The sequence below is a fragment of the Actinomadura sp. K4S16 genome, assembly GCF_008327685.1.
GTDB lineage: Bacteria > Actinomycetota > Actinomycetes > Streptosporangiales > Streptosporangiaceae > Spirillospora.
Map to the genome: position 1 here is coordinate 753,949 of NZ_BDDE01000012.1, position 18,679 is coordinate 772,627.

Consider the following 18,679-nt stretch of genomic DNA (forward strand, 5'->3'; position numbering starts at 1 on the left):
TCCTCACGCTCCGTTCGAGCCGCCGGGCCCCGCGGCCGGACCGCGCCGAGGGCCCGCCATGGCCGCGTCGACGGGCAGGGCGAGCCTCAGCCGCACGGCGGTGCCGTCCTCGCCTGTCCGGATCTGGACGAGGGAGCACAGCAGCCGCACCGCCCACAGTCCGAACCGGCCGCCGGGCGTCCCGCCGTCCGGGCGCGGCGGGACGAGCCCGAACCCGGCGTCCTGCTCCCACCGCCCCTCGTCGGTGACCTCGCAGACGAGCGCGGCCGTGCCGGGCGAGGCGTCGGTCCACAGGCGCACGGCGACGGGCGGCTCCCCGTGCCGGAACGCGTTCGTCACGACCTCGGTCACCGCGACCAGGAGGCGCTGCCGGTCGCCGCCGGGCAGCGCTGTGCGCCGCGCGCAGTCGGCGACCCAGGCGCGGAGCCAGTACAGGTCGGGACGCTCGATCACCAGGGTGTCGGCGCCGTCCGGCGGCGGAGGGAGCGGCTCGCCGTCGCACCGGGCGCAGTACGCCGTGGGGCTCACGAAGCCGGGGTTGGGGAGGGCCCGCGCGCCGCGCACGGTCTCGGGGTGGGTCCGCCGCCCGGCCGCGACGACGGACGCGGGCAGCGTCGCCGCGTAGGGGCACATGATCGCTGCGCCGGTGCCGCGGAACGCGTCGTTCAGCACGGCCTCGGTCCGCTGCCACTCGACGACCTCCAGCGGCGGCCGCGTCGCCCAGACCGGCTCGCCGAGCAGGCGCAGCCGCCGGCCCCGCCGCGCGGTCTCGCGGGCGTCGCCGAGGCAGTCCGCGAGCGTGCGGGACGGGTGCGCGTACCAGGCGGCGGGCTCGGTGAACTCGACCCCGGCCGCGGCGGGCCCGAGGGCGTCGCGCAGCAGCATCTCGCGGCCGGTCCCGCACACCGCGAGGACGCGGTCGCCCGCGTCGAGGCCGGCGCGCAGGAACGGCACGGCGCCGCCGAGGTACTCCTCCACCCCGGAGAAGGGCAGCAGGCGGTGCGTGAAGCCGCCGCCCGCGGGGTCGGCACTCGCGGGGCCGGCGCTCACGGCGGTCCCGCCAGGTGTGTGATCACGATGTCACCCACTGCGCACGGCGAACGGACCCGACCAGCCTAGAACGCCCGCCTCCGGTATGCCGCGAACTTTCACCCGAATAGTCCGGCCGCTTCCGGCCCCCTGGCCGCGGGCCGGAGGAGGGTGCCGCCTCGCGGTGGCGGCGCGGCCCGGCGGGCGTGCGGCCCCGGCGGGCGTGCGGGTCACCGCATCCGGGGGCGGCGGGGCGGGCCGTGGACGGCGGCGCGGAGCCCGGGGGCGAGGTACCGGATTAATTCATCGGGCCCCATGGAGGCGACGGGTTCCACGGCGAGGACGTAGCGCGCGAAGATCAGCCCGGCGAGCTGGGTGCCGAACGCCGCGGCCCGCGCGGTGGCGTCGGGGCCGCCCAGCCGCTCGGCGATCCGGTTGATCATCTCACGTTCCAGGATGTCGCGCACCAGCCGGGCCAGCTCCGGGTCCTGGACGGCCGCGCGCACCATCATCAGCAGCGGCGCGCCGCGCTCCGGGTCGTCCCAGGCGGCGACCATCGCGCGCAGGACGCGTTCCGGCAGCGTGGCGGGGTCGCCGGGCAGCGCGCCCGCCAGCACCTCGGGCGGGTTGGCGACGAGCCCGAGGACGGCGCCGAACAGCCCCTTCTTCGAGCCGAAGAAGTAGCTGATCAGTGCGGCGTCCACCCCGGCCTCGGCCGCGATGGAGCGCATCGTGACGGGCCCGTAGCCGTCGGCCAGGAAGCGGCGGCGGGCCACCGCGAGGATCGCCTCCCGGGTGTCGGGGCTGCCGGGACGCCGCCCGCGCCCGTTCCCGGATTTATTCATCACAGTTGAAATATAGCCCGGGCGGGGACGACATTCGAGGCATGAACACCACGAAGCAGGGGCCGGGCGCCGTCCACCGAGCGGTGCTGCCGGCCGTGATGCTGTCCCTCGCCACGGTGGTGTCGGCCGTGGCCTCCCTCAACACCGCGGTGCCGTCCATCGCCCGCGACACCCGCGCCGGCCTGACCGAGCTGTCGTGGATCATCGACGCCTACGCGCTGGTCTTCGCGGCGCTGCTGCTGCTCGGCGGCGCGGTCGGCGACCGCTACGGGCGGCGCCGCGCGCTCGCCGCGGGGCTCGTCGTGTTCGGCGCGGGCTCGGCCGCGGCGGCGCTGGCGAGCGACCCGGACCACCTGATCGCGATGCGCGGCGTCCTCGGCGTCGGTGCGGCGCTGGTGATGCCGGCCACGCTGTCCACCATCACCTCGACGTTCCCGGCCGAGCAGCGCACCCGCGCGGTCGGCGCCTGGGCGGGCGTCGCCGGGGCCAGCGGCATCTTCGGGCTGCTGGTGTCGGGCACGCTGCTGGAGTTCTGGTCGTGGCGGTCGGTGTTCTGGATGAACGTCGTCCTCGCGGTGGTCGCGCTGGCGGCCACGCTCGCGGTCGTCCCCGAGTCCGCCGACCCGGAGGCCCCGCGGCTCGACCTGACCGGCGCGCTGATCACCGTGATCGGGCTCGGCGCCGGCGTCTACTCCATCATCGAGGCGCCGACGCACGGCTGGTCGTCCGCGCGGACGCTGCTCGGCCTCGCCGCCGCCGTGGTCGTCCTCGCCGGGTTCGTCCTGTGGGAGCTGAAGCGGCCGAACCCGCTGCTCGACCCGCGGCTGTTCCGCATCCGGGCGTTCTCCGCGGGCGCCCTCACGATCACCCTGCAGTTCTTCGCCTTCTTCGGCTTCGTCTTCATCGTCCTGCAGTACCTGCAGCTGGTGAAGGGCGACAGCGCGCTCGTGGGCGCGCTCAGCCTGCTGCCCATGGCGCTCACGATGATGCCGTTCGCCCGGGGCGTCGCGCCGAGGCTGGCCGCCAGGGTCGGCCCGCGCCGCGTCATCACGGCGGGGCTGCTGCTCGTCGGCGTCGCGATGCTGGTCTTCTCGCTGCTGGACGAGGACAGCACCTACTGGCTGCTGCTCGCGGGCCTCATCCCGTTCGGCGCGGGGATGGGCCTCGCGATGACCCCGTCCACCGCCTCGATCACCGACGCGCTGCCCGCCGAGAAGCAGGGCGTGGGCTCGGCGATGAACGACCTGGCCCGCGAGCTCGGCGGGGCGCTCGGCATCGCCGTCCTCGGCAGCCTGCTGCAGTCGGCCTACCGCGCGAACCTCGACCTCGGGAACGTGCCGGGCCCGGCCGCCGAGCAGGCGAAGACGTCCCTCGCGATGGCGATGCGGCTCGGCCCGGAGGCGGCCGACCGGGCGCGGGCGGCCTTCAGCGACGGCCTCCAGTCGGCGTTCCTCACCGCCTCGGTCGCGCTCGCCGTCGCCGCCGCCGTCGTCGCGGTCCTGTACCGGGCGCCCCGCCGGGAGGACGCGGAATCCGTTGCCGCGCCCGCCGATCAGGACGCTAAGCTGAACCCGGCCCCCGGCCGGTAGCACGGACGCCCGGGCGGCACGGGCGGGCGTGGCGAAATCAGGTATACGCGGCAGGTTTAGGTCCTGTTGGTGGCGACACCGTGGGGGTTCGAATCCCCCCGCCCGCACCCGGCCCGCGCTGAGCGCGGGCCGCGGTGCTTCCCGCGTCCGGACGGGCGCCGGCTAGACGCCGAGTTCGCGGCGGAGGCGCTCCACGTGCCCCGTCGCCTTCACGTTGTAGTACGCCTTCTCGATCTTCCCCTCGGGGTCGATGACGAAGGTGGACCGGATGACGCCGACGACGACCTTGCCGTACAGCTTCTTCTCCCCGTAGGCGCCGTAGGCCTGCAGGACCTGCGCGTCGGGGTCGGACAGGAGCGGGAACGTGAGCCCCTCCTTCTCCCGGAACTTGGCGAGCTTGGCCGGCTTGTCGGGGGACACCCCGACGACGGTCACGCCGGCGGCCTCCAGCTCGGGGAGGCTGCTCTCGAAGTCGACCGACTCCTTGGTGCAACCGGGGGTCATGGCCGCCGGGTAGAAGTAGAGGATCACGCGCCTGCCGCGCAGCGAGGCCAGCGACACCGCGGTCTCGTCGGCGTCGGGAAGCTCGAACTCTGGGGCGACGTCGCCCGGCTGCAACCGCTCGGACACCCTGTCCCGCCTTTCGCTCGGATGGTGGCTCCAACGGTACCGGCTGGGGTGCGGCGGGCATCCGCCGGGAAGACCTGCAAGACTGTCCGGATCACGCTCGGCCGAGTCCGTGCGGACCACGCTCGGCTCGCCACGGTTCTCGCCCGCGCGAGTACGCCCGACAGGATAAGGACACGGCATGGCTGACAAGAGCCGCGACCCGGAGGCGCTGGAACGGGAGATAGAGCGCAGCCGCCAGCAACTGGCCCGCGCCGTCGACGAGATCGCCGACCGGGTGAACCCCAAGAACGTTGCGCAGCGGGGCGCGGAGCGGCTGAAGGACGAGGCCGACCACGTCGTCAAGGCCATCGGCGCGATGGTGCGCCCCCCCGACGACGACGAGGAAGGCGAGGGCGGTCAGATCGACAAGCGGCTCGTGCTCGCCGGCGTCGGCGCGGCGGTCATCGTGACCGCCCTGGTCCTGCGGCGCCGTAGGCGCAGGCGCCGCTGAGCCCCGTTCCGGAGGCGCCGGTCCGCGGTCCGCGGCCGGCGCTTCCGCGTTTCCCGGCGCCGCCGGGATGCGGCGGGACGGCGCCCGGGTGCGGCGGTACGGCGCCGCCCCACTGCCGGGCGGAGCGGGCGAGCAGGTCGGCGACGTCGCGGAGCCGGGCGAGCTCGGCGCGGCACGGCGGGCAGCCGCTCAGGTGCGCCGCCAGCGCGTCCGCCTCGGCGCCGGCCAGCCGTCCGATGGCGTAGACGCCGAGGCCGATCCGGTACACCCCGCAGTCCGTTCCTCCCACACCCTGAGTACGGGCGCGGCGCCCCTGTTGTTCAGTGGCACGGCGGTTCAGCGGCGGGACCGTTGAGGGGCAGGGCCGTTCGGCGGCGGGGCCGTCCGGTGGCCGGGCGGTTCAGCCGAGGTCGGGGGCGGTCGCGGTGAACCGGGCCTCGACGGTGGCGCGGACGATCTGCGTCTCGGGTTCAAGGTCGATCGGCTCGGGCTCCTCGGCGGCGCCCCCGCCCGCGCGTCCGTAGGCGGCGGCGAGCGCGACGGGCCCGCCGGCGTCCGTGTCTCGGCCGAGCCCCTCGTCCGACAGCTCCACCAGGCCGGTGAGCCGGGCCCCGAGCGCCTCGGCGTAGCCGCGGGCCCGCTCGACGGCCGCGTGCGCCGCCTGCCGGGCGGCCCGCCGGTAGACCTCGCTGTCCTGCCGCAGCTCCCACTCCGGCCCGGTGACGTAGGTGCGCTCCAGGTCGCCGAGCCGCGTGACCAGTTCGCCCAGCACCGCGAAGTCGCTGACCGTGATCTTGATCCAGACGGTGCCGCGGTAGGCGCGGATGTCGCCCTCGCGCCTGCGGTACTTCAGCAGCGGCGTGATCGACAGGCCGCCGGTCTCCAGCCTCTCCACGGCCTCGCCGTAGGACTTGACCAGGTCGAGGCACTGCTGGTTGCGCTCGGTGAGGCGGTCGAGGGCCGTGCGCCGGTCGGACTCCTGCGACTCGACGTGCACCGACAGCCGCGCGATCTCCGGCTCGGCCTCCAGCACCGCCTCGCCGCGGACACTGATCATTGGAGCGTCGCTCATCCCCCCAACCTAGACGGTCGGGCGGATCGTCACAGGAACGTGCGGCCCTCGCCCCGGTAGGTGGGGACGGTGCGGACGTGCCGGCCGTCCTCGATGAGGTGCAGGGCGTCGAAGCGCTCGCACAGCTCGCCGGCCTTGGTGTGGCGGAACCAGACGCGGTCGCCGACCGACAGCAGGTCCGCCGCGCGGCCGAGCAGCGGCGTCTGCACCTCGCCCGCCCCCTCGTTGCCGTCGTAGGACAGGCCGGTCGGCAGGTAGGGCTGGGGGAGCCGGACGGTGTCGGCCGGCCCGGACGCGAGGTAGCCGCCGCCGAGGCACGTCACGACGCCCGGCGCGGGACGGCGCACGACCGGCAGCGCGAAGAGCGCGGCGGGGCGCCCGGAGAAGTTGGAGTACTGGTCGAACAGGTGCGGCTGGTAGAGGCCGGAGCCTGCCGCGACCTCGGTGACGGCGCGCTCGGCCGCGGTCGTCTCCACGCTGCCGGTGCCGCCGCCGTTGACGAACTCCAGGTCGGTGAGCTCCCGGACGGCCCGGACGATCGCGGCGCGGCGCCGGGCCAGCTCCGCCCGGGACTGCCGCTGCATGGCGCGGATGACGCGGCCCCGCGCGGGGCGGCCCGGGGGGACGTCCCCGACGCCCGCGATCTGCGACTCGTAGGCCATCAGCCCGACGAGGTCGAACGAGGGCCGCTTGAGGACCAGCTCGGCGAACGCCCGGACGTCGGCGGCGGTGTGCAGCGGGGAGCGCAGCGCTCCGATCCGCACCCGGCCGCCGAGGGTGCGGAAGGAGGCGTCGATGTCGATGCAGACCCGCACCCGCCGGTCGCCGGCGGCGGACTCGATCAGGTCGAGGTGCTCGGGGGAGTCGACCATCAGCGTGACGGCGCGGGCGGCGCGGGAGTCCTCGGCGAGCGCGGCGATCGCGGTGCGGTCGGCGGTGGGGTAGGCGACGAGGATGTCGTCGCTCACGCCCTCGGCGGCAAGCCAGAGCGCCTCGGGGAGGGTGAACGCCATGATCCCGGCGAACCGGTCCATCGCGAGGACGTCCTCCAGGAGCGCCCGGCAGCGCACCGACTTGCTGGCGACGCGGATCGGCTTGCCCGCGGCGCGGCGGACGAGGTCGGCGGCGTTGGCGTGGAAGGCCGCGAGGTCGACGACGGCGAACGGCGCCTCAAGCCCGGCGGTCGCGGCGTCGTAGCGGTCCCGGAGGTTCATGCTCGTCACGCTGCCACTCTACCGGGCAAATGTGAAAAGATCTCACGTACGCCTTCGCGTTCTGCGCCGCGGGCGCACCGGGTACCGCCTCACGCACCGGCGCGCGGATGGGAGGCGAAGAAGTCCCACAGCATCGGGCTCGCCTCCTTGGGCCACGCGTGCCGCCCGCCGTCGATCTTGCAGAAGGTCACCGCGACGCCCTGCCGCCCCTTGCCCGTGCTCTCGCACCGGGTGTCGCCGCTCAGCGCCTTCACCCGCCTGCTCGGCTGGGGCAGCCCCCCGACCTTCCGCCAGAACTCGACCGCGTCCGACACCGGGGGGAACGGGCGCTTGTCGTTGAAGTCGCGGTCCCCGCCGCCGTTGAAGGGCACGTTCCCGTCCGCCGTCCCGTGGAAGATCATCGCAGACACCGGCCGGCCCGGATCGCACTCGGTCACGAGGGCGCCCTCGACCACCCCGATCGCCGCCACCTTGTCCGGCTTCTCGCAGGCCATCCGGTAGGCCATTCCGGCGCCGTTGGAGAACCCGGTGACGTAGACGCGCTTCGGGTCGGCCAGCCCGGCACCGGCGAGCTTGTCGATGAGCTTGCCGAGGAAGGCGACGTCGTCGATGTTCCCGACCTTGGCGGCGCCGCAGCAGTCGCCCGCGTTCCACGTGGTCATGAACCCGTCGGGGTAGGCGACGAGGAAGCCGTGCTCGTCCGAGAGCTTGTCGAACCCGGTCAGGTCCTGCATCTTCGACATGTTGGCCAGCCCGCCGTGGAGGGCGATGACCAGCGCGGGCCGGTCGGCCGGCCTGCCGTCCTTCCAGTCGCCGTCGGCGACCTTGGCCGGGACGTGCAGCAGGTACTCGCGGTGCCCGACCGTCCCCACGTCGAGCTTCTGCTTGTGGGTCCCCTCGGACGTCGGAACGCCGTCGACCGTCGCGGGACGGCCGCCCTTCTTTCCGCCCTCGCCGCCCTTCTCACCGGTCTTGTCGGTGCAGCCCGCCAGGGCCAGGGTGACAGCCAGAGCCACGAGCGCGATTCGCCGCATGGGGGCAAAGGTAACCCCAAGGGGAGCCTTCAAACTACTCACCGGTAGACAGGGCGTCGCGGGCAAGGCGGCCATCGCGGGCGCCGCCCCGGCGACGTTCGCCGCGCGCCTTCCGCCCGACCGGCCGGTACGGCGGCGGGACAGGGTGCCGCTGCGTAAGCTGGGCAGCGACCTGACCGTCCTGAGCTGGCGCTTCCCGCGCCGAGGCAAGAGTGAGACCCGTGAACGAAGCCGCGAACGAGTACGTGCTGACCCTGTCCTGCCCCGACCGTCCCGGCATCGTGGCCGCCGTCTCCGGGCTGCTGGCCGAGCGCGGGTGCAACATCGTCGAGAGCCAGCAGTTCGGCGACGGCGGGTCCGGGACCTTCTTCATGCGGGTGCAGTTCGCGGCGCTCGACGACACCGATCCCGACGAGCTGCGCGGCGCGTTCGCCTCCCTGGTGCCCGAGCTCGGGCTGGAGTGGCGGCTGCACCCGCTGGCCGAGCGCCCGCGCGTGCTGATCATGGTGTCGAAGGGCGGGCACTGCCTGAACGACCTGCTGTACCGGACGCGCTCCGGGCTGCTCGACATCGACATCGTCGCGGTCGCGTCCAACCACCCCGACCTGCGGCCGCTCACCCAGTCGTACGGGATCGACTACCACCACCTGCCGGTCGGGCCGGGCGGCAAGCCCGCGCAGGAGGCCGAGATCCTGACGCTGGTCGAGCACTACCGCGCCGACCTCGTCGTCCTCGCCCGGTACATGCAGATCCTGTCCGACGACTTCTGCGCCAAGCTGCCCGGCGCGATCATCAACATCCACCACTCGTTCCTGCCGAGCTTCAAGGGCGCCCGCCCCTACCACCAGGCGCACGCGCGCGGCGTCAAGCTGATCGGCGCGACCGCGCACTACGTCACCGCCGACCTGGACGAGGGGCCGATCATCGAGCAGGAGGTCGCGCGCGTCGACCACACCCACAGCCCCGAGGAACTGGTCGCCGTGGGCCGCGACGTGGAGTGCCTCGCGCTCGCCCGCGCGGTGCGCTGGCACGCCGAGCACCGCGTGCTGCTCAACGGCGACCGCACGGTCGTCTTCCGCTGACCTGCGCTTTTCCGGTCGGCGAACGCGTGAGATGTCGGCATGGCGTGTTTCACTCCGCGTAACTTTCGCGCACCATGGGTGACGAAGTCGGACGTGCCGACGGCTACGGGGGTGGCTATGGCCGAGACGCTGGTCAAGGAGCTGATCGAGGAGGCGCAGGGCAGGCGGCTGGCGCGCCGGCTCGCCGTCCGGGAGCTGCGGGCCCGCCGCGCGCTCGCCGGGTTCGCCGCTGCGCTGCTGGTGACCGGGGTGGGCGGGGTCGCCGCCATCGAGCTGATGGCCGGGGCGCTCGGCTCGGGCGTCCATCCGGTGCCGGGCGTCGCCCCGGTCGTGGAACTCCTGCGGCGCCACGCGTGGAACGACCCCGACGTCCTGGCGACGTCGGGGGCGGTGGCCGCCCTCGGCGCGGCGTTCCTTGTAGCCGCGCTGCCCGGACGGCTGCGCGGCGTGCCGCTCGCGGGCGCCGATCCGCGGCTCGCGGGCGTCATCGGCCGGGCCGCGCTGCGCCGGATGCTCGCCGCCGCGGCGCTGGAGGTGCCGGGCATCGAGCGCGCCCGCGTCCGGGGCCTCGGGGTCTTCCGCCGGGGGATCGTCGTGCGGGCCGGCACCCACTACCGCAACCCGGCGAACCTCGCCGACCTCGTCCACGAGGCGGTCGACGCGCGGCTGGACCGGATCGAGCCGATGCACCGGCCGCCGGTCGACGTGCGGCTCGGCTGGCGGAAGGACTGACGGTGCGGGAAAGACGGACGGTGCTGGCAGGAGGACTGACGATGAGGATCGCGATCGCGGTGACCGGGGCGGTGCTGCTGCTGGCGGGCGCGTCCGGACTCGCCCTCGGGCTCGGCGCGTTCGACGCGTTCGGCGCCCTGTCGGAGCGCCCGCTGCTCGACCCCGCACTGGCGCGGTTCACGGAGGACACCCGCTGGTTCCTGCCGGCGGCGGCGGGGGTCGCCGAGGCGCTGGCGCTCGCCGGGCAGGTGTGGCTGGTCGTCCAGGGGCGCGCCGTCGTCCACCAGTGGTTCCCCGACATCGATGCCGAGACCCGCTCGCGGGCCCGCGCCGCCGCCGACCACCTGAACCGGGATGCGCGCGGCCTGCCCGGCGTCCACGGCGCCCGGGCCCGCCTCACCGGCACGGCCGACAGGCCGCGCCTCCGGCTGAAGGTGTCCTGCGAGGGCGACGCCCTCGTGAGCGAGGTCTACGGGGAACTGGGCGCGGGTCCCGTCGAGCGGTACCGCCGCGCGGTCGGCATGCCCGACCTTCCGGTGGTGATCCGCTTCCGGCCGTCGGTCGAGCGCCCGCGCAGGCGCCTGCGCCGCCGCCGTCCGCAGCCCGAGTCCGCGTGAACGGCCGCCCGGTGCCGGAGCGGAGAGACTCGGCACCGGGCGGCCGGGCTCTCTAGGCGGGCGCGCCGCCGGCCGCCGGGACCGGCTCGTTCTCCGCGCCGGACGGCTTCTCCGCGCCGGACGGCTCGGCGGTGGGGCCGTGGTCGTCCAGCAGGGTGTCCTCGTTGAAGGGGTCCTCCCCGGCGAGGACGCGCCGGGCCCGCTCCGCGTCGAACTCCTTCGTCCACGTGCCGATCACCACGGTGGCGACCGCGTTGCCCGCGAAGTTCGTCAGCGCGCGGGCCTCGGACATGAACCGGTCGATGCCGACGATGAAGCCCACCCCGTCCACCAGTGCGGGCTTGTGCGACTGGAGGCCGCCCGCGAGGGTGGCGAGGCCCGCGCCGGTGACGCCCGCCGCGCCCTTCGACGCGACGATCATGAAGAGCAGCAGCGGGATCTGCGCGCCCACCGACAGGGGCTGGTCCTGCGCGGACGCGATGAACAGCGTCGCCATCGTCAGGTAGATCGCGGTGCCGTCCAGGTTGAAGGAGTACCCGGTCGGCACGGTGATGCCGACGACCGGGCGGCTCACCCCGAGGTGCTCCATCTTCGCGATCAGCCGCGGCAGCGCCGACTCCGACGACGACGTCGACAGGATCAGCAGGAACTCGCGGGCCAGGTAGCGCAGCAGGGCGAACACGCTGATCCGGCTGACCGCCCACAGCACCGCGCCGAGCACCGCGAACACGAACACCGCGCACGTCGCGTAGAAGCCCAGCATGATGACCGCGAGGCTCTTGAGCGCGTCCCAGCCGCTCGACCCGACCACCGCGGCGATCGCGCCGAACGCTCCCACCGGCGCCGCCCACATGATCATCCAGAGGATGCGGAACACGAGCCGCTGCAGGTGCTCGATGCCCCGCAGGATCGGCGCGCCCGCCGGCCCGAGGCCCTGGAGCGCGAACCCGGTGAGCATCGCGACCAGCAGCGCCTGGAGCACCTGCCCCTCGGTCAGCGCCGACACCAGCGTGTCCGGGATGATCCCGAGCAGGAAGTCGGTGGTGCTCTCGCCGCCCTCGGCCTGCGACTTCGCCTCGGCGACCGAGGACGGATCGAGGTGCAGCCCGGAGCCGGGGTGCAGCAGGTTCCCGACGATGAGCCCGATGGTCAGGGCCAGCGTCGACATCACCAGGAAGTAGCCGATGGTGACCAGGCCGATCCTGCCGACCTCGGCCGCCCGGGCGACCGAGCCGATGCCGAGCACGATCGTGCAGAAGATGATCGGCGCGATCATCATCTTGATCAGGTCGACGAACGCGGTGCCGATCGGCTTCAGCTCCTGCGCGAAGTCCGGCGCGACCAGCCCCACGACCGCGCCCGCCACGACGGCGGCGACGACGGCGAGGTACAGGTAGTGGACGCGGTTCTGCTTACGGCCGGCGGGTGCGGGGGCAGGGGAGGGCTCGGTGGCGGGTGGGGACACGGTGGATCTCCTCGGCTCAGGACCCCGGCCTCGGTGCGAGGGGCGGCGCCCGCCCGGTGGGAGCTCCGGGCGGGCGACCGCCCCGCGGCGGCGCCCATCCTCCGGCGGGAGCCGGAGCATGCACACCATGGGCGCCGCTCTGGAGGGGAGCTCGCAGGTCAGGCAGGGGGTGGGGGTCTGTCCACAGGCGACTATGCGCGGTTCTGTGACGGCGGTCACCCTTGTGTACATTTCGTTCACGACAAGGTGCGATGCGGTGACGCCGAGGCGTGATCGGCCACGGTGTGACGGGGAGGGGGCGGGGGGGTGCGTCCTCGATGGGCGGCGCCGGGCCGCTGGAGCCTGGCCCGGCAGTTGCTGGTGCTCCAGGCGGCGATCGTCGGGCTGCTCGTGGCGGCCGGCGCGGCGCTGGCCTTCATGGACTCCGGCCGCGCCGTCGACGACAGCGCGACGCAGACGGTCTCGGCCGTCGCGGCGACCATCGCCGACGCCCCGACCGTCAGGGCGGCGCTCGCCGACCCCGCACCGAGCCGGCTCCTGCAGCCGTACGCCGAGCGCGTCCGGCACGACACCGGCGTGGACTTCATCACGATCATGAGTCCGGCCGGGATCCGCTACACGCATCCGAACCCGTCCCGCATCGGCGGGACGTTCGTCGGCAACACCGCGCCCGCGCTCGCCGGCCGGACGTTCACCGAGACCTACACCGGCACGCTCGGGCCGTCCGTCCGGACCGTCGCGCCCGTCTTCGACGACGACCACCGGGTGGTGGCGCTGGTCGCGGTCGGTATCACGGTCAAGGCGATCTCGGCCGAACTCCGCCAGCGGCTGCTGGCCCTCGGCGCCGTGGCCGCGGCCGTCCTCGCGGTGGGGATGGTCGGGAGCTACCTCGTCTCCGCCCGCCTCCGGCGCCAGACGCGCGGCGTCGCCCCGGACGAGCTGCGCGGCATGTTCGAGTACTACGAGGCCATCCTGCACGCCGTCCGCGAGGGCCTGCTCATCCTCGACCGCGCCGGACGCATCGTCCTCTGCAACGACGCCGCACGAGACCTCCTGGACCTGGATCGTGGGCCGCCCCCGCATGCCGCGCTCCACGAGACCGGCGCGCCGGTCGTGGGGGAGTTGCGGGGGCGGGACGTCGCGGAGCTGGGGCTGCCGGATGAGCTCGTTGCCACACTGGTCTCCGGGGAGCCGCGCTCGGACGAGATCCACGTCGGCGACACGCGGGTCCTCGTGGTGAACACCTCGCCCGTCCGGTCGCGGGACCGGGTGATGGGCAACGTCGTCACCCTGCGGGACCACACCGAGCTGCAGGCGCTGACGGGCGAGCTGGACACGGTGCGCGGGTTCGCCGAGTCGCTGCGCTCGCAGGCGCACGAGGCCGCCAACCGCCTGCACACGGTGGTGTCCCTGGTGGAGCTGGGCCGCCCCGACCAGGCCGTTGAGTTCGCGACCGCCGACCTGGCGAGCGCCCAGCGGCTGACCGACCGGGTCGTCGGCTCGGTCGGGGAGCCGGTGCTGGCCGCGCTGCTGCTCGGCAAGTCCGCCGAGGCGGGCGAGCGCGGAGTCGAGTTCGTGATCGGCGAGGACACCGCGATCGAGGGCGCGGTGGAGCCGCGCGACCTGGTCACGATCCTCGGCAACCTGATCGACAACGCGGTCGACGCCGCCGTCGAGGGCGCCGCAGACCGGCCGCCGCGCGTCGGCGTCGGCGTCCGCGAGGAGGACGGGGTGCTCGTCCTCGAGGTGTCCGACAGCGGGCCGGGCGTGGACCCGTCCGCGGTGCCCGCGATGTTCCGGCGCGGCTGGACGACGAAGACGTCCGGCGGCCCGGTCGGGCACGGACTCGGCCTCGCCCTGGTCGGCCAGGCCGTCCGCCGCAACGGCGGCGACATCCGGGTGAGGGCCGCCGGCCCCGGCCACGGCGCCGTGTTCACCGTCCGGCTGCCGCTCCATGGGAGAGTCCTTCCGGAGCAGGCGGCCGAGGCCCGGCCGGGGGGCGGTGGACAGTGATCAGAGTGCTGGTGGTCGAGGACGACCCGGTGGCCGCGGAGGCGCACCGGACCTATGTCGAGCGGGTCGCCGGGTTCACCGTCGCCGGGGTCGTGCACTCGGGCGCGGACGCGCTGCGGTTCTGCGAGCGCACGCAGGTCGACGTCGTCCTCCTGGACTTCTACCTGCCCGACACGCACGGCCTCACCGTCTGCCGCGCGCTGCGCGCCGGCGGGCGGGACGTGGACGTCATCGCCGTGACCTCCGCGCGCGACCTCGCGGTGATCCGCACCGCCGTGGCGGTCGGCATCGTCCAGTACCTGCTGAAGCCGTTCACGTTCGCGTCGCTGCGCGACAAGCTCGTCCGGTACGCGCGGTTCCGGGAGCAGGCGGTCGGCGCGGGGGAGGTCAGCGGGCAGGCCGACGTGGACGGGATGCTCGCCACCCTGCGCACCCCCGACCACCATGCGCTGCCCAAGGGGATGAGCGGGGAGACGCTCCAGGCCGTGACCGACGTGCTGGCGTCCGCCGCGGAGGGCCTGTCCGCCGCCGCTGCCGCCGACCTCACCGGCGTCTCCCGGGTCACCGCGCGCCGGTACCTGGAGTACCTGGCGGAGAACGGGCTGGCCGACCGCCGTCCCCACTACGGTCAGGTCGGTCGCCCCGAGGTGCGCTTCTATCCCCTGTAGACGGGGTACCTATGAGAGGACAGTTGGAACGACATCGGGGGAGTTGTCGTGAACGACAAGCCTGGCAGGCCCGGTAAGCCCACGGGCAAGGCGGAGACCGAACCGGAGCGCGAGAAGAGGCCGCGTCGCGCCGAGGAGGCCACCACGGGCAAGGGGCCGAAGCGCAAACCGGGCGATGCCGCGCGCAAGATGCGGGAGATGTACAAGGGCTAGCGAAGTGCCCCGTGAGGTTGGGGGATGCGGCCCGCGGGATGTGCCGGGGCTGGACGGTCACGTCCCGGACGGCGGCTCCGATGCTTGACGACACCTTGGTCGCCCATTTGGGGGCTATGTCGACTTGCCGGGCTAACGTCCGAAGTGAACGTGATGTCGAGGAGATCGAGGAGGCGCGCTTGTCCGAACGACGGTACTCGGGCGGCTCCGGCGAGGGACTCTTCGACGCATGGAGGGTACAGACGGACCACGGCATGGGCCCCTCCCGCTGAGCGGCCCGACGGCCCGGGGGTCGCGGTACGCCGCGGCCCCCGGGTTCTTTCTGCGTACTGGTGCCGTCTGCTTAGTTGTGTAATCCAACTCACTGGGCGGGTGGATTGTGCCCGGCCGCCCGCCGAGCCGATACTCGCGGTGTGAGTTGGAAAACACAACGGAGGTGGGGATCATGCGGGACGCGGTGATCGTGGAGGCGGTGCGCACTCCGCTGGGCAAGGGCAGGGCGAACGGGGCCCTGCACGGCGAGCACCCGGCCGACCTGCTGGCGCGGACGCTGAGGTCGCTCGTCGAGCGGGCGGGCATCGACCCGGCGACCGTGGACGACGTGATCGGCGGCGTCGTCACCCAGGCGGGCGACCAGGCGCTCAACCTCACCCGGACCGCGGTCCTCGCCGCGGGGTTCCCCGAGAGCGTCCCCGCCATGACGGTCGACCGGCAGTGCGGCTCGTCCCAGCAGGCCCTGCACATCGCGGCGCAGGGCGTGCAGAGCGGCGCCTACGACATCGCCATCGCGTGCGGGGTCGAGTCGATGTCGCGGGTGCCGATGGGGTCGAGCGTCCTGCCGGGCAGCGACCCGTTCGGGCCGGGGCTCCACGCGCGCTACCCGGACGGGCTCGTCGGCCAGGGCATCAGCGCCGAGCTGATCGCCGCCCGCTGGGACCTGCCGCGGGAGGAGCTCGACGCCTACGCCTACGAGTCCCACCGCCGCGCCGCCGAGGCGTGGAAGAACGGCGAGTTCGACCGGGAGGTCGCCTGGACGGGCCAGTGGGACGAGACCGTCCGCCCGGGGACGTCGCCGGAGGTCCTCGCCGGCCTGAAGCCCGCCTACTACGACGAGCGCATGGCCGAGCGGTTCCCCGAGATCGCCTGGAAGATCACCGCCGGCAACGCCTCGCCGGTCAACGACGGCGCCGCCGCCGTCCTGGTCATGGGCGCCGACGTCGCCGAGCGGCTCGGCCTGCGCCCGCGCGCCCGCTTCCACGCGTTCGCCGTGACCGGCGACGACCCCCTGCTCATGCTCACCGCGATCATCCCCGCGACCGCGAAGGTGCTGGAGCGCGCCGGCCTCACGCTGGACGACATCGACCTGTTCGAGGTGAACGAGGCGTTCGCCCCCGTCGTGCTCGCGTGGGCCCGCGAGACCGGCGCCGACCTGGCGCGCGTCAACGTGCGCGGCGGCGCGATCGCGATCGGCCACCCGCTCGGCGCGAGCGGCGCCCGCCTCATGACGACGCTGCTGCACGCCCTGGAGGACCGCGGCGGCCGGTTCGGCCTGCAGACGATGTGCGAGGCGGGCGGCCTGGCCAACGCCACCGTCGTCGAGCGGCTCTGACGGGGCGGGGCGCCCGGACCCGGCGGCTAGGCTTCCCGGTATGCCGAAGGACGCCGACCCGCGCGAGTGCTCCATCGCCGACACCCTGGACCTGGTCGGCGAGCGCTGGAGCCTGCTGGCGATCCGGGAGCTGAGCTACGGGGTGCGGCGCTTCGACCAGATCGTCCGCAACACCGGCGCGTCCCGCGACATCCTCACCTCCCGCCTCCGCAAGCTGGAGGCGAACGGCATCGTCCGCCGCGAGCGCTACAGCGACCACCCGGTGCGCCACGAGTACCACCTCACGCCCGCCGGCTGGGAGCTGTGCGACGTCCTGCTCGTGCTGATGGCCTGGGGCGACCGGCACCTGCACCCGGACGACCCGCCCGTCAGCTGGCGGCACTCGTGCGGCGAGACGGTCACCCCCGTGGTCGTCTGCCGCCACTGCGGCACCGAGGCCCGCCGGGGCGCCCACTCGCCCACCGGCCGGGGCGCCCGCGCCTGACCCGCCGTCCGTCCGTCCGGGCGGCGCGTCAGCGCTCCGCGGCCAGGCGGACGCCCAGGCCGATGAAGAGGGCCCCGACCGTGGCGTTGAGCCTGCGGCGGGCGGTGTGCCGGCGGCGCAGCCAGTCCCCGATGCGTCCCGCGAGGACGCCGACCGTGCCGTCCACGAGGAACTCCAGCGCGATCAGGACGGCGCCGAGGATCGCGAACTGCGCCCACACGTGCCCGAGCGCGGGGTCGATGAACTGGGGCAGGAACGCGATGGTGAAGGTGACCATCTTCGGGTTCAGCAGATTGGTCAGCAGCCCGTTGAGGTAGGCCCGCCGCCCCGAGACCCCGGCCGGTTCCACGTCCACGTCCCTGCGGTGCCGCAGGGTCTGGACGCCCAGGTAGATCAGGTAGGCGGCCCCGACCACCCGGACCACCGTGAACGCGACCGGCACCGCCGCGAAGAGCGCGGCCAGCCCGGCCGCGGCCACGGCGACGTGCACCGCCTCGCTCGTCGCGACCCCCGCCGTGGCGAGCAGCCCCGCCCGCGGCCCGCCCCGCATGCCGCACCCGAGGATGAACAGCATGTCGGGGCCGGGGATCACCATGGCGATGATCGAGGTCACGAGGAACACCGCGAGCAGATGCGAGTCGACCGGCATACCGCGATCATCACACGCCCCTGGAGCGGGCGGAACCGGATCGTCCGCCGCGGTTGCGCGTCAGCGGGCGGGTGCGGGGCGTCGCTCGGTCGCCCGGGCCAGCGCGGTCGCGAGGCGGTCGCGGGCCTCGGTCTGGGCCGCGAGGCGCGCGTCGAGGACGGCGAGGCGGTCCATGGCGATCCGGAGGCCCCGCTCGGACGGGGGCGAGGCCGCCACGTCGCCGTCCAGGCAGACCGAGAACGCGCGCACGTCGTCGAGGGTGAGGCCGACGGCGAGCAGCTCCCGGATGTTGCGGACCCGCACGGCCGCGCCCTCGTCGTAGACCCGGTAGCCGTTGCCCGCCCGGCGGGACGTGATCAGACCCGCCTCCTCGTAGTGCCGCAGCGCGCGCGGCGTCGTCCCGGTGATCCGCGCCAGCTCGCCGATCCGCACCGTCACCACCTCCGGCCCCAGTCCTACCAGGCGCCGGGGCGCCCGCCACCGGTTCAGGCGATCACGGCGCCGCCGTCCACCGCGAGCACGACACCGGTGACGAACGAGGCGCCCGGCGAGGCCAGCCGCGTGATCGCCCACGCGACCTCCTCGGGACGCCCGACGCGTCCGAGCGGGGTGTGCTCGATCTGCCACTGCCGCAGCGCGGCCAGGCGCTCGGCCGACAGCCCCTGGTGCTCGCCCATCGGGGTGGCGACCGCCCCCGGCGCCACGGCGGCCACCCGGATCCCGCGCGGCGCGAGCTCCAGCGCCCAGCTGCGCGTGAGCGTCTCCAGCGCCGACTTCGTCGCGGCGTAGAAGGCGTTGCCCGGCCAGCCCCGCTGCCCGATCGACGTGCTGACGTTGACGACCACCCCGCCGCCGTCCAGCGCCGGCAGCGCCGCCTGGGTCAGCAGGACGGGCGCGACCAGGTTCGTCGCGAGCTGCGGCGCGATCGTCTCCGGGGTGAGGGCCTCCAGCGTCCCGCTCCGGACGATCGCCGCGTTGTTGACCAGCACGTCGAGCCGCCCATGCGCGTCCGTCACCCTGCGGACGATCTCCTCGGCGGCGCCCTCACCGGTGATGTCGGCGGCGAGCGGCTCGATGCCGGGATGGCCCTGCGCGGTCTCGGCCAGCGGCTCGGCCCGCCGCCCCACGGCCACCACCCGCGCGCCCTCGGCTGCGAACATGCGCGCCGTGGCGCGTCCGATCCCGGTCCCGGCCCCGGTGACCAGGACGACCCTGTCCTGCGATTTCGTCTCCATGCCCCCACC

General features: G+C 74.2%; 21 protein-coding genes and 1 tRNA gene. 11 read left to right on the plus strand and 11 right to left on the minus strand.

Translation table 11 applies throughout. The features are described from left to right. Window positions 1-3 precede the first annotated feature (3 nt). Together K4S16_RS14795 and K4S16_RS14800 are read right to left on the minus strand one after the other, a co-directional pair. Window positions 4-1,050, minus strand: a complete 1,047-nt coding sequence (locus tag K4S16_RS14795; RefSeq protein ID WP_149259463.1) for a sensor histidine kinase — start codon at window positions 1,048-1,050, stop codon at window positions 4-6. A 209-nt stretch (window positions 1,051-1,259) separates the two neighbouring features. Further along, complete coding sequence (locus K4S16_RS14800; protein ID WP_149259464.1) at window positions 1,260-1,874, minus strand: TetR/AcrR family transcriptional regulator; 615 nt, start codon at window positions 1,872-1,874, stop codon at window positions 1,260-1,262. Between the two features lie 41 nt (window positions 1,875-1,915). Here K4S16_RS14800 and K4S16_RS14805 point away from each other — a divergent pair, with 41 nt between their 5' ends. Together K4S16_RS14805 and K4S16_RS14810 are read left to right on the plus strand one after the other, a co-directional pair. Beyond that, a complete protein-coding gene (locus K4S16_RS14805) occupies window positions 1,916-3,463 on the plus strand; it encodes an MFS transporter (protein ID WP_149259465.1) in 1,548 nt (515 codons plus the stop codon). Between the two features lie 22 nt (window positions 3,464-3,485). Next, window positions 3,486-3,570, plus strand: a tRNA-Leu gene (locus tag K4S16_RS14810). A gap of 55 nt (window positions 3,571-3,625) precedes the next feature. Here the strand turns inward: K4S16_RS14810 and bcp are convergent. Next, the gene (bcp, locus tag K4S16_RS14815; protein ID WP_149259466.1) at window positions 3,626-4,093 is read right to left on the minus strand and encodes a thioredoxin-dependent thiol peroxidase; all 468 of its coding nucleotides are present in this window, start codon (window positions 4,091-4,093) and stop codon (window positions 3,626-3,628) included. A 178-nt stretch (window positions 4,094-4,271) separates the two neighbouring features. Here bcp and K4S16_RS14820 point away from each other — a divergent pair, with 178 nt between their 5' ends. Next, on the plus strand, window positions 4,272-4,583 hold the full coding sequence (locus K4S16_RS14820) for a DUF3618 domain-containing protein (protein WP_149259467.1): 312 nt from the start codon (window positions 4,272-4,274) through the stop codon (window positions 4,581-4,583). Here the strand turns inward: K4S16_RS14820 and K4S16_RS14825 are convergent. From K4S16_RS14825 to K4S16_RS14840, 4 genes are all read right to left on the minus strand, one after another. Further along, window positions 4,534-4,872 carry a zf-HC2 domain-containing protein gene (locus K4S16_RS14825; RefSeq protein ID WP_149259468.1) on the minus strand — a complete coding sequence of 113 codons (339 nt, stop codon included), beginning with the start codon at window positions 4,870-4,872 and terminating at the stop codon, window positions 4,534-4,536. The genes K4S16_RS14820 and K4S16_RS14825 overlap by 50 nt on opposite strands. Before the next feature lie 111 nt (window positions 4,873-4,983). Then, window positions 4,984-5,655, minus strand: coding sequence for an SIMPL domain-containing protein (locus K4S16_RS14830; RefSeq protein ID WP_149259469.1), 672 nt, complete (start codon window positions 5,653-5,655; stop codon window positions 4,984-4,986). 29 nt (window positions 5,656-5,684) lie between these two features. Then, entirely contained in the window at window positions 5,685-6,869 is a 1,185-nt protein-coding gene (locus tag K4S16_RS14835; protein ID WP_149259597.1) for an amino acid deaminase/aldolase, read from the minus strand. Window positions 6,870-6,958: 89 nt separating this feature from the next. Then, window positions 6,959-7,903: a PHB depolymerase family esterase gene (locus tag K4S16_RS14840; protein WP_149259470.1), complete on the minus strand. Its 945-nt coding sequence runs from the start codon at window positions 7,901-7,903 to the stop codon at window positions 6,959-6,961. 221 nt (window positions 7,904-8,124) lie between these two features. Between K4S16_RS14840 and purU the strand changes: the two genes are divergently transcribed. The 3 genes from purU (at window position 8,125) to K4S16_RS14855 (ending at window position 10,334) form a co-directional block, all read left to right on the plus strand. Further along, the gene (gene purU, locus K4S16_RS14845) at window positions 8,125-8,985 is read left to right on the plus strand and encodes a formyltetrahydrofolate deformylase (RefSeq protein WP_149259471.1); all 861 of its coding nucleotides are present in this window, start codon (window positions 8,125-8,127) and stop codon (window positions 8,983-8,985) included. Window positions 8,986-9,102: 117 nt separating this feature from the next. Further along, on the plus strand, window positions 9,103-9,717 hold the full coding sequence (locus K4S16_RS14850) for a DUF6286 domain-containing protein (RefSeq protein ID WP_149259472.1): 615 nt from the start codon (window positions 9,103-9,105) through the stop codon (window positions 9,715-9,717). A gap of 41 nt (window positions 9,718-9,758) precedes the next feature. Next, on the plus strand, window positions 9,759-10,334 hold the full coding sequence (locus K4S16_RS14855; protein ID WP_149259473.1) for a hypothetical protein: 576 nt from the start codon (window positions 9,759-9,761) through the stop codon (window positions 10,332-10,334). A 52-nt stretch (window positions 10,335-10,386) separates the two neighbouring features. Here K4S16_RS14855 and K4S16_RS14860 read toward each other — a convergent pair whose 3' ends face one another. Next, window positions 10,387-11,799: a cation:dicarboxylate symporter family transporter gene (locus tag K4S16_RS14860; protein WP_149259474.1), complete on the minus strand. Its 1,413-nt coding sequence runs from the start codon at window positions 11,797-11,799 to the stop codon at window positions 10,387-10,389. 306 nt (window positions 11,800-12,105) lie between these two features. Here K4S16_RS14860 and K4S16_RS14865 point away from each other — a divergent pair, with 306 nt between their 5' ends. The 5 genes from K4S16_RS14865 to K4S16_RS14880 all read left to right on the plus strand — a co-directional run bounded on the left by K4S16_RS14865 (window position 12,106) and on the right by K4S16_RS14880 (window position 16,786). Continuing rightward, the gene (locus K4S16_RS14865; protein ID WP_235036793.1) at window positions 12,106-13,812 is read left to right on the plus strand and encodes a sensor histidine kinase; all 1,707 of its coding nucleotides are present in this window, start codon (window positions 12,106-12,108) and stop codon (window positions 13,810-13,812) included. Next, window positions 13,809-14,480: a response regulator gene (locus K4S16_RS14870; RefSeq protein ID WP_149259475.1), complete on the plus strand. Its 672-nt coding sequence runs from the start codon at window positions 13,809-13,811 to the stop codon at window positions 14,478-14,480. Before K4S16_RS14865 ends, K4S16_RS14870 begins: the two co-directional genes overlap by 4 nt. A gap of 48 nt (window positions 14,481-14,528) precedes the next feature. Further along, window positions 14,529-14,693 carry a hypothetical protein gene (locus K4S16_RS44335; protein WP_160160917.1) on the plus strand — a complete coding sequence of 55 codons (165 nt, stop codon included), beginning with the start codon at window positions 14,529-14,531 and terminating at the stop codon, window positions 14,691-14,693. Window positions 14,694-15,138: 445 nt separating this feature from the next. Then, window positions 15,139-16,302, plus strand: a complete 1,164-nt coding sequence (locus K4S16_RS14875) for a thiolase family protein (protein ID WP_149259476.1) — start codon at window positions 15,139-15,141, stop codon at window positions 16,300-16,302. Between the two features lie 40 nt (window positions 16,303-16,342). Further along, window positions 16,343-16,786 (plus strand): helix-turn-helix domain-containing protein, encoded by a 444-nt coding sequence (locus K4S16_RS14880; RefSeq protein ID WP_149259477.1) that lies wholly within the window; start codon window positions 16,343-16,345, stop codon window positions 16,784-16,786. Window positions 16,787-16,814: 28 nt separating this feature from the next. Here K4S16_RS14880 and K4S16_RS14885 read toward each other — a convergent pair whose 3' ends face one another. The 3 genes from K4S16_RS14885 to K4S16_RS14895 are packed head-to-tail and all read right to left on the minus strand — an operon-like array spanning window position 16,815 to window position 18,670. Beyond that, a complete protein-coding gene (locus K4S16_RS14885) occupies window positions 16,815-17,435 on the minus strand; it encodes a LysE family translocator (protein WP_149259478.1) in 621 nt (206 codons plus the stop codon). A 60-nt stretch (window positions 17,436-17,495) separates the two neighbouring features. Next, window positions 17,496-17,867, minus strand: coding sequence for a MerR family transcriptional regulator (locus tag K4S16_RS14890; RefSeq protein WP_149259479.1), 372 nt, complete (start codon window positions 17,865-17,867; stop codon window positions 17,496-17,498). A 53-nt stretch (window positions 17,868-17,920) separates the two neighbouring features. Next, entirely contained in the window at window positions 17,921-18,670 is a 750-nt protein-coding gene (locus tag K4S16_RS14895; protein ID WP_149259480.1) for an SDR family NAD(P)-dependent oxidoreductase, read from the minus strand. Between the last annotated feature and the right edge of the window lie 9 nt (window positions 18,671-18,679).

Bases quoted from the DNA above. Each gene is read 5' to 3' on its own strand.
- K4S16_RS14885 (WP_149259478.1), bottom strand. From the start codon at position 17,435: ATGCCGGTCGACTCGCATCTGCTCGCGGTGTTCCTCGTGACCTCGATC.
- K4S16_RS14880 (WP_149259477.1), top strand. From the start codon at position 16,343: ATGCCGAAGGACGCCGACCCGCGCGAGTGCTCCATCGCCGACACCCTG.
- K4S16_RS14875 (WP_149259476.1), top strand. From the start codon at position 15,139: ATGCGGGACGCGGTGATCGTGGAGGCGGTGCGCACTCCGCTGGGCAAG.
- K4S16_RS14820 (WP_149259467.1), top strand. From the start codon at position 4,272: ATGGCTGACAAGAGCCGCGACCCGGAGGCGCTGGAACGGGAGATAGAG.
- K4S16_RS14855 (WP_149259473.1), top strand. From the start codon at position 9,759: ATGAGGATCGCGATCGCGGTGACCGGGGCGGTGCTGCTGCTGGCGGGC.
- K4S16_RS14805 (WP_149259465.1), top strand. From the start codon at position 1,916: ATGAACACCACGAAGCAGGGGCCGGGCGCCGTCCACCGAGCGGTGCTG.
- K4S16_RS14840 (WP_149259470.1), bottom strand. From the start codon at position 7,903: ATGCGGCGAATCGCGCTCGTGGCTCTGGCTGTCACCCTGGCCCTGGCG.
- K4S16_RS14800 (WP_149259464.1), bottom strand. From the start codon at position 1,874: ATGAATAAATCCGGGAACGGGCGCGGGCGGCGTCCCGGCAGCCCCGAC.
- K4S16_RS14895 (WP_149259480.1), bottom strand. From the start codon at position 18,670: ATGGAGACGAAATCGCAGGACAGGGTCGTCCTGGTCACCGGGGCCGGG.
- K4S16_RS14850 (WP_149259472.1), top strand. From the start codon at position 9,103: ATGGCCGAGACGCTGGTCAAGGAGCTGATCGAGGAGGCGCAGGGCAGG.
- K4S16_RS14830 (WP_149259469.1), bottom strand. From the start codon at position 5,655: ATGAGCGACGCTCCAATGATCAGTGTCCGCGGCGAGGCGGTGCTGGAG.
- K4S16_RS14835 (WP_149259597.1), bottom strand. From the start codon at position 6,869: ATGAACCTCCGGGACCGCTACGACGCCGCGACCGCCGGGCTTGAGGCG.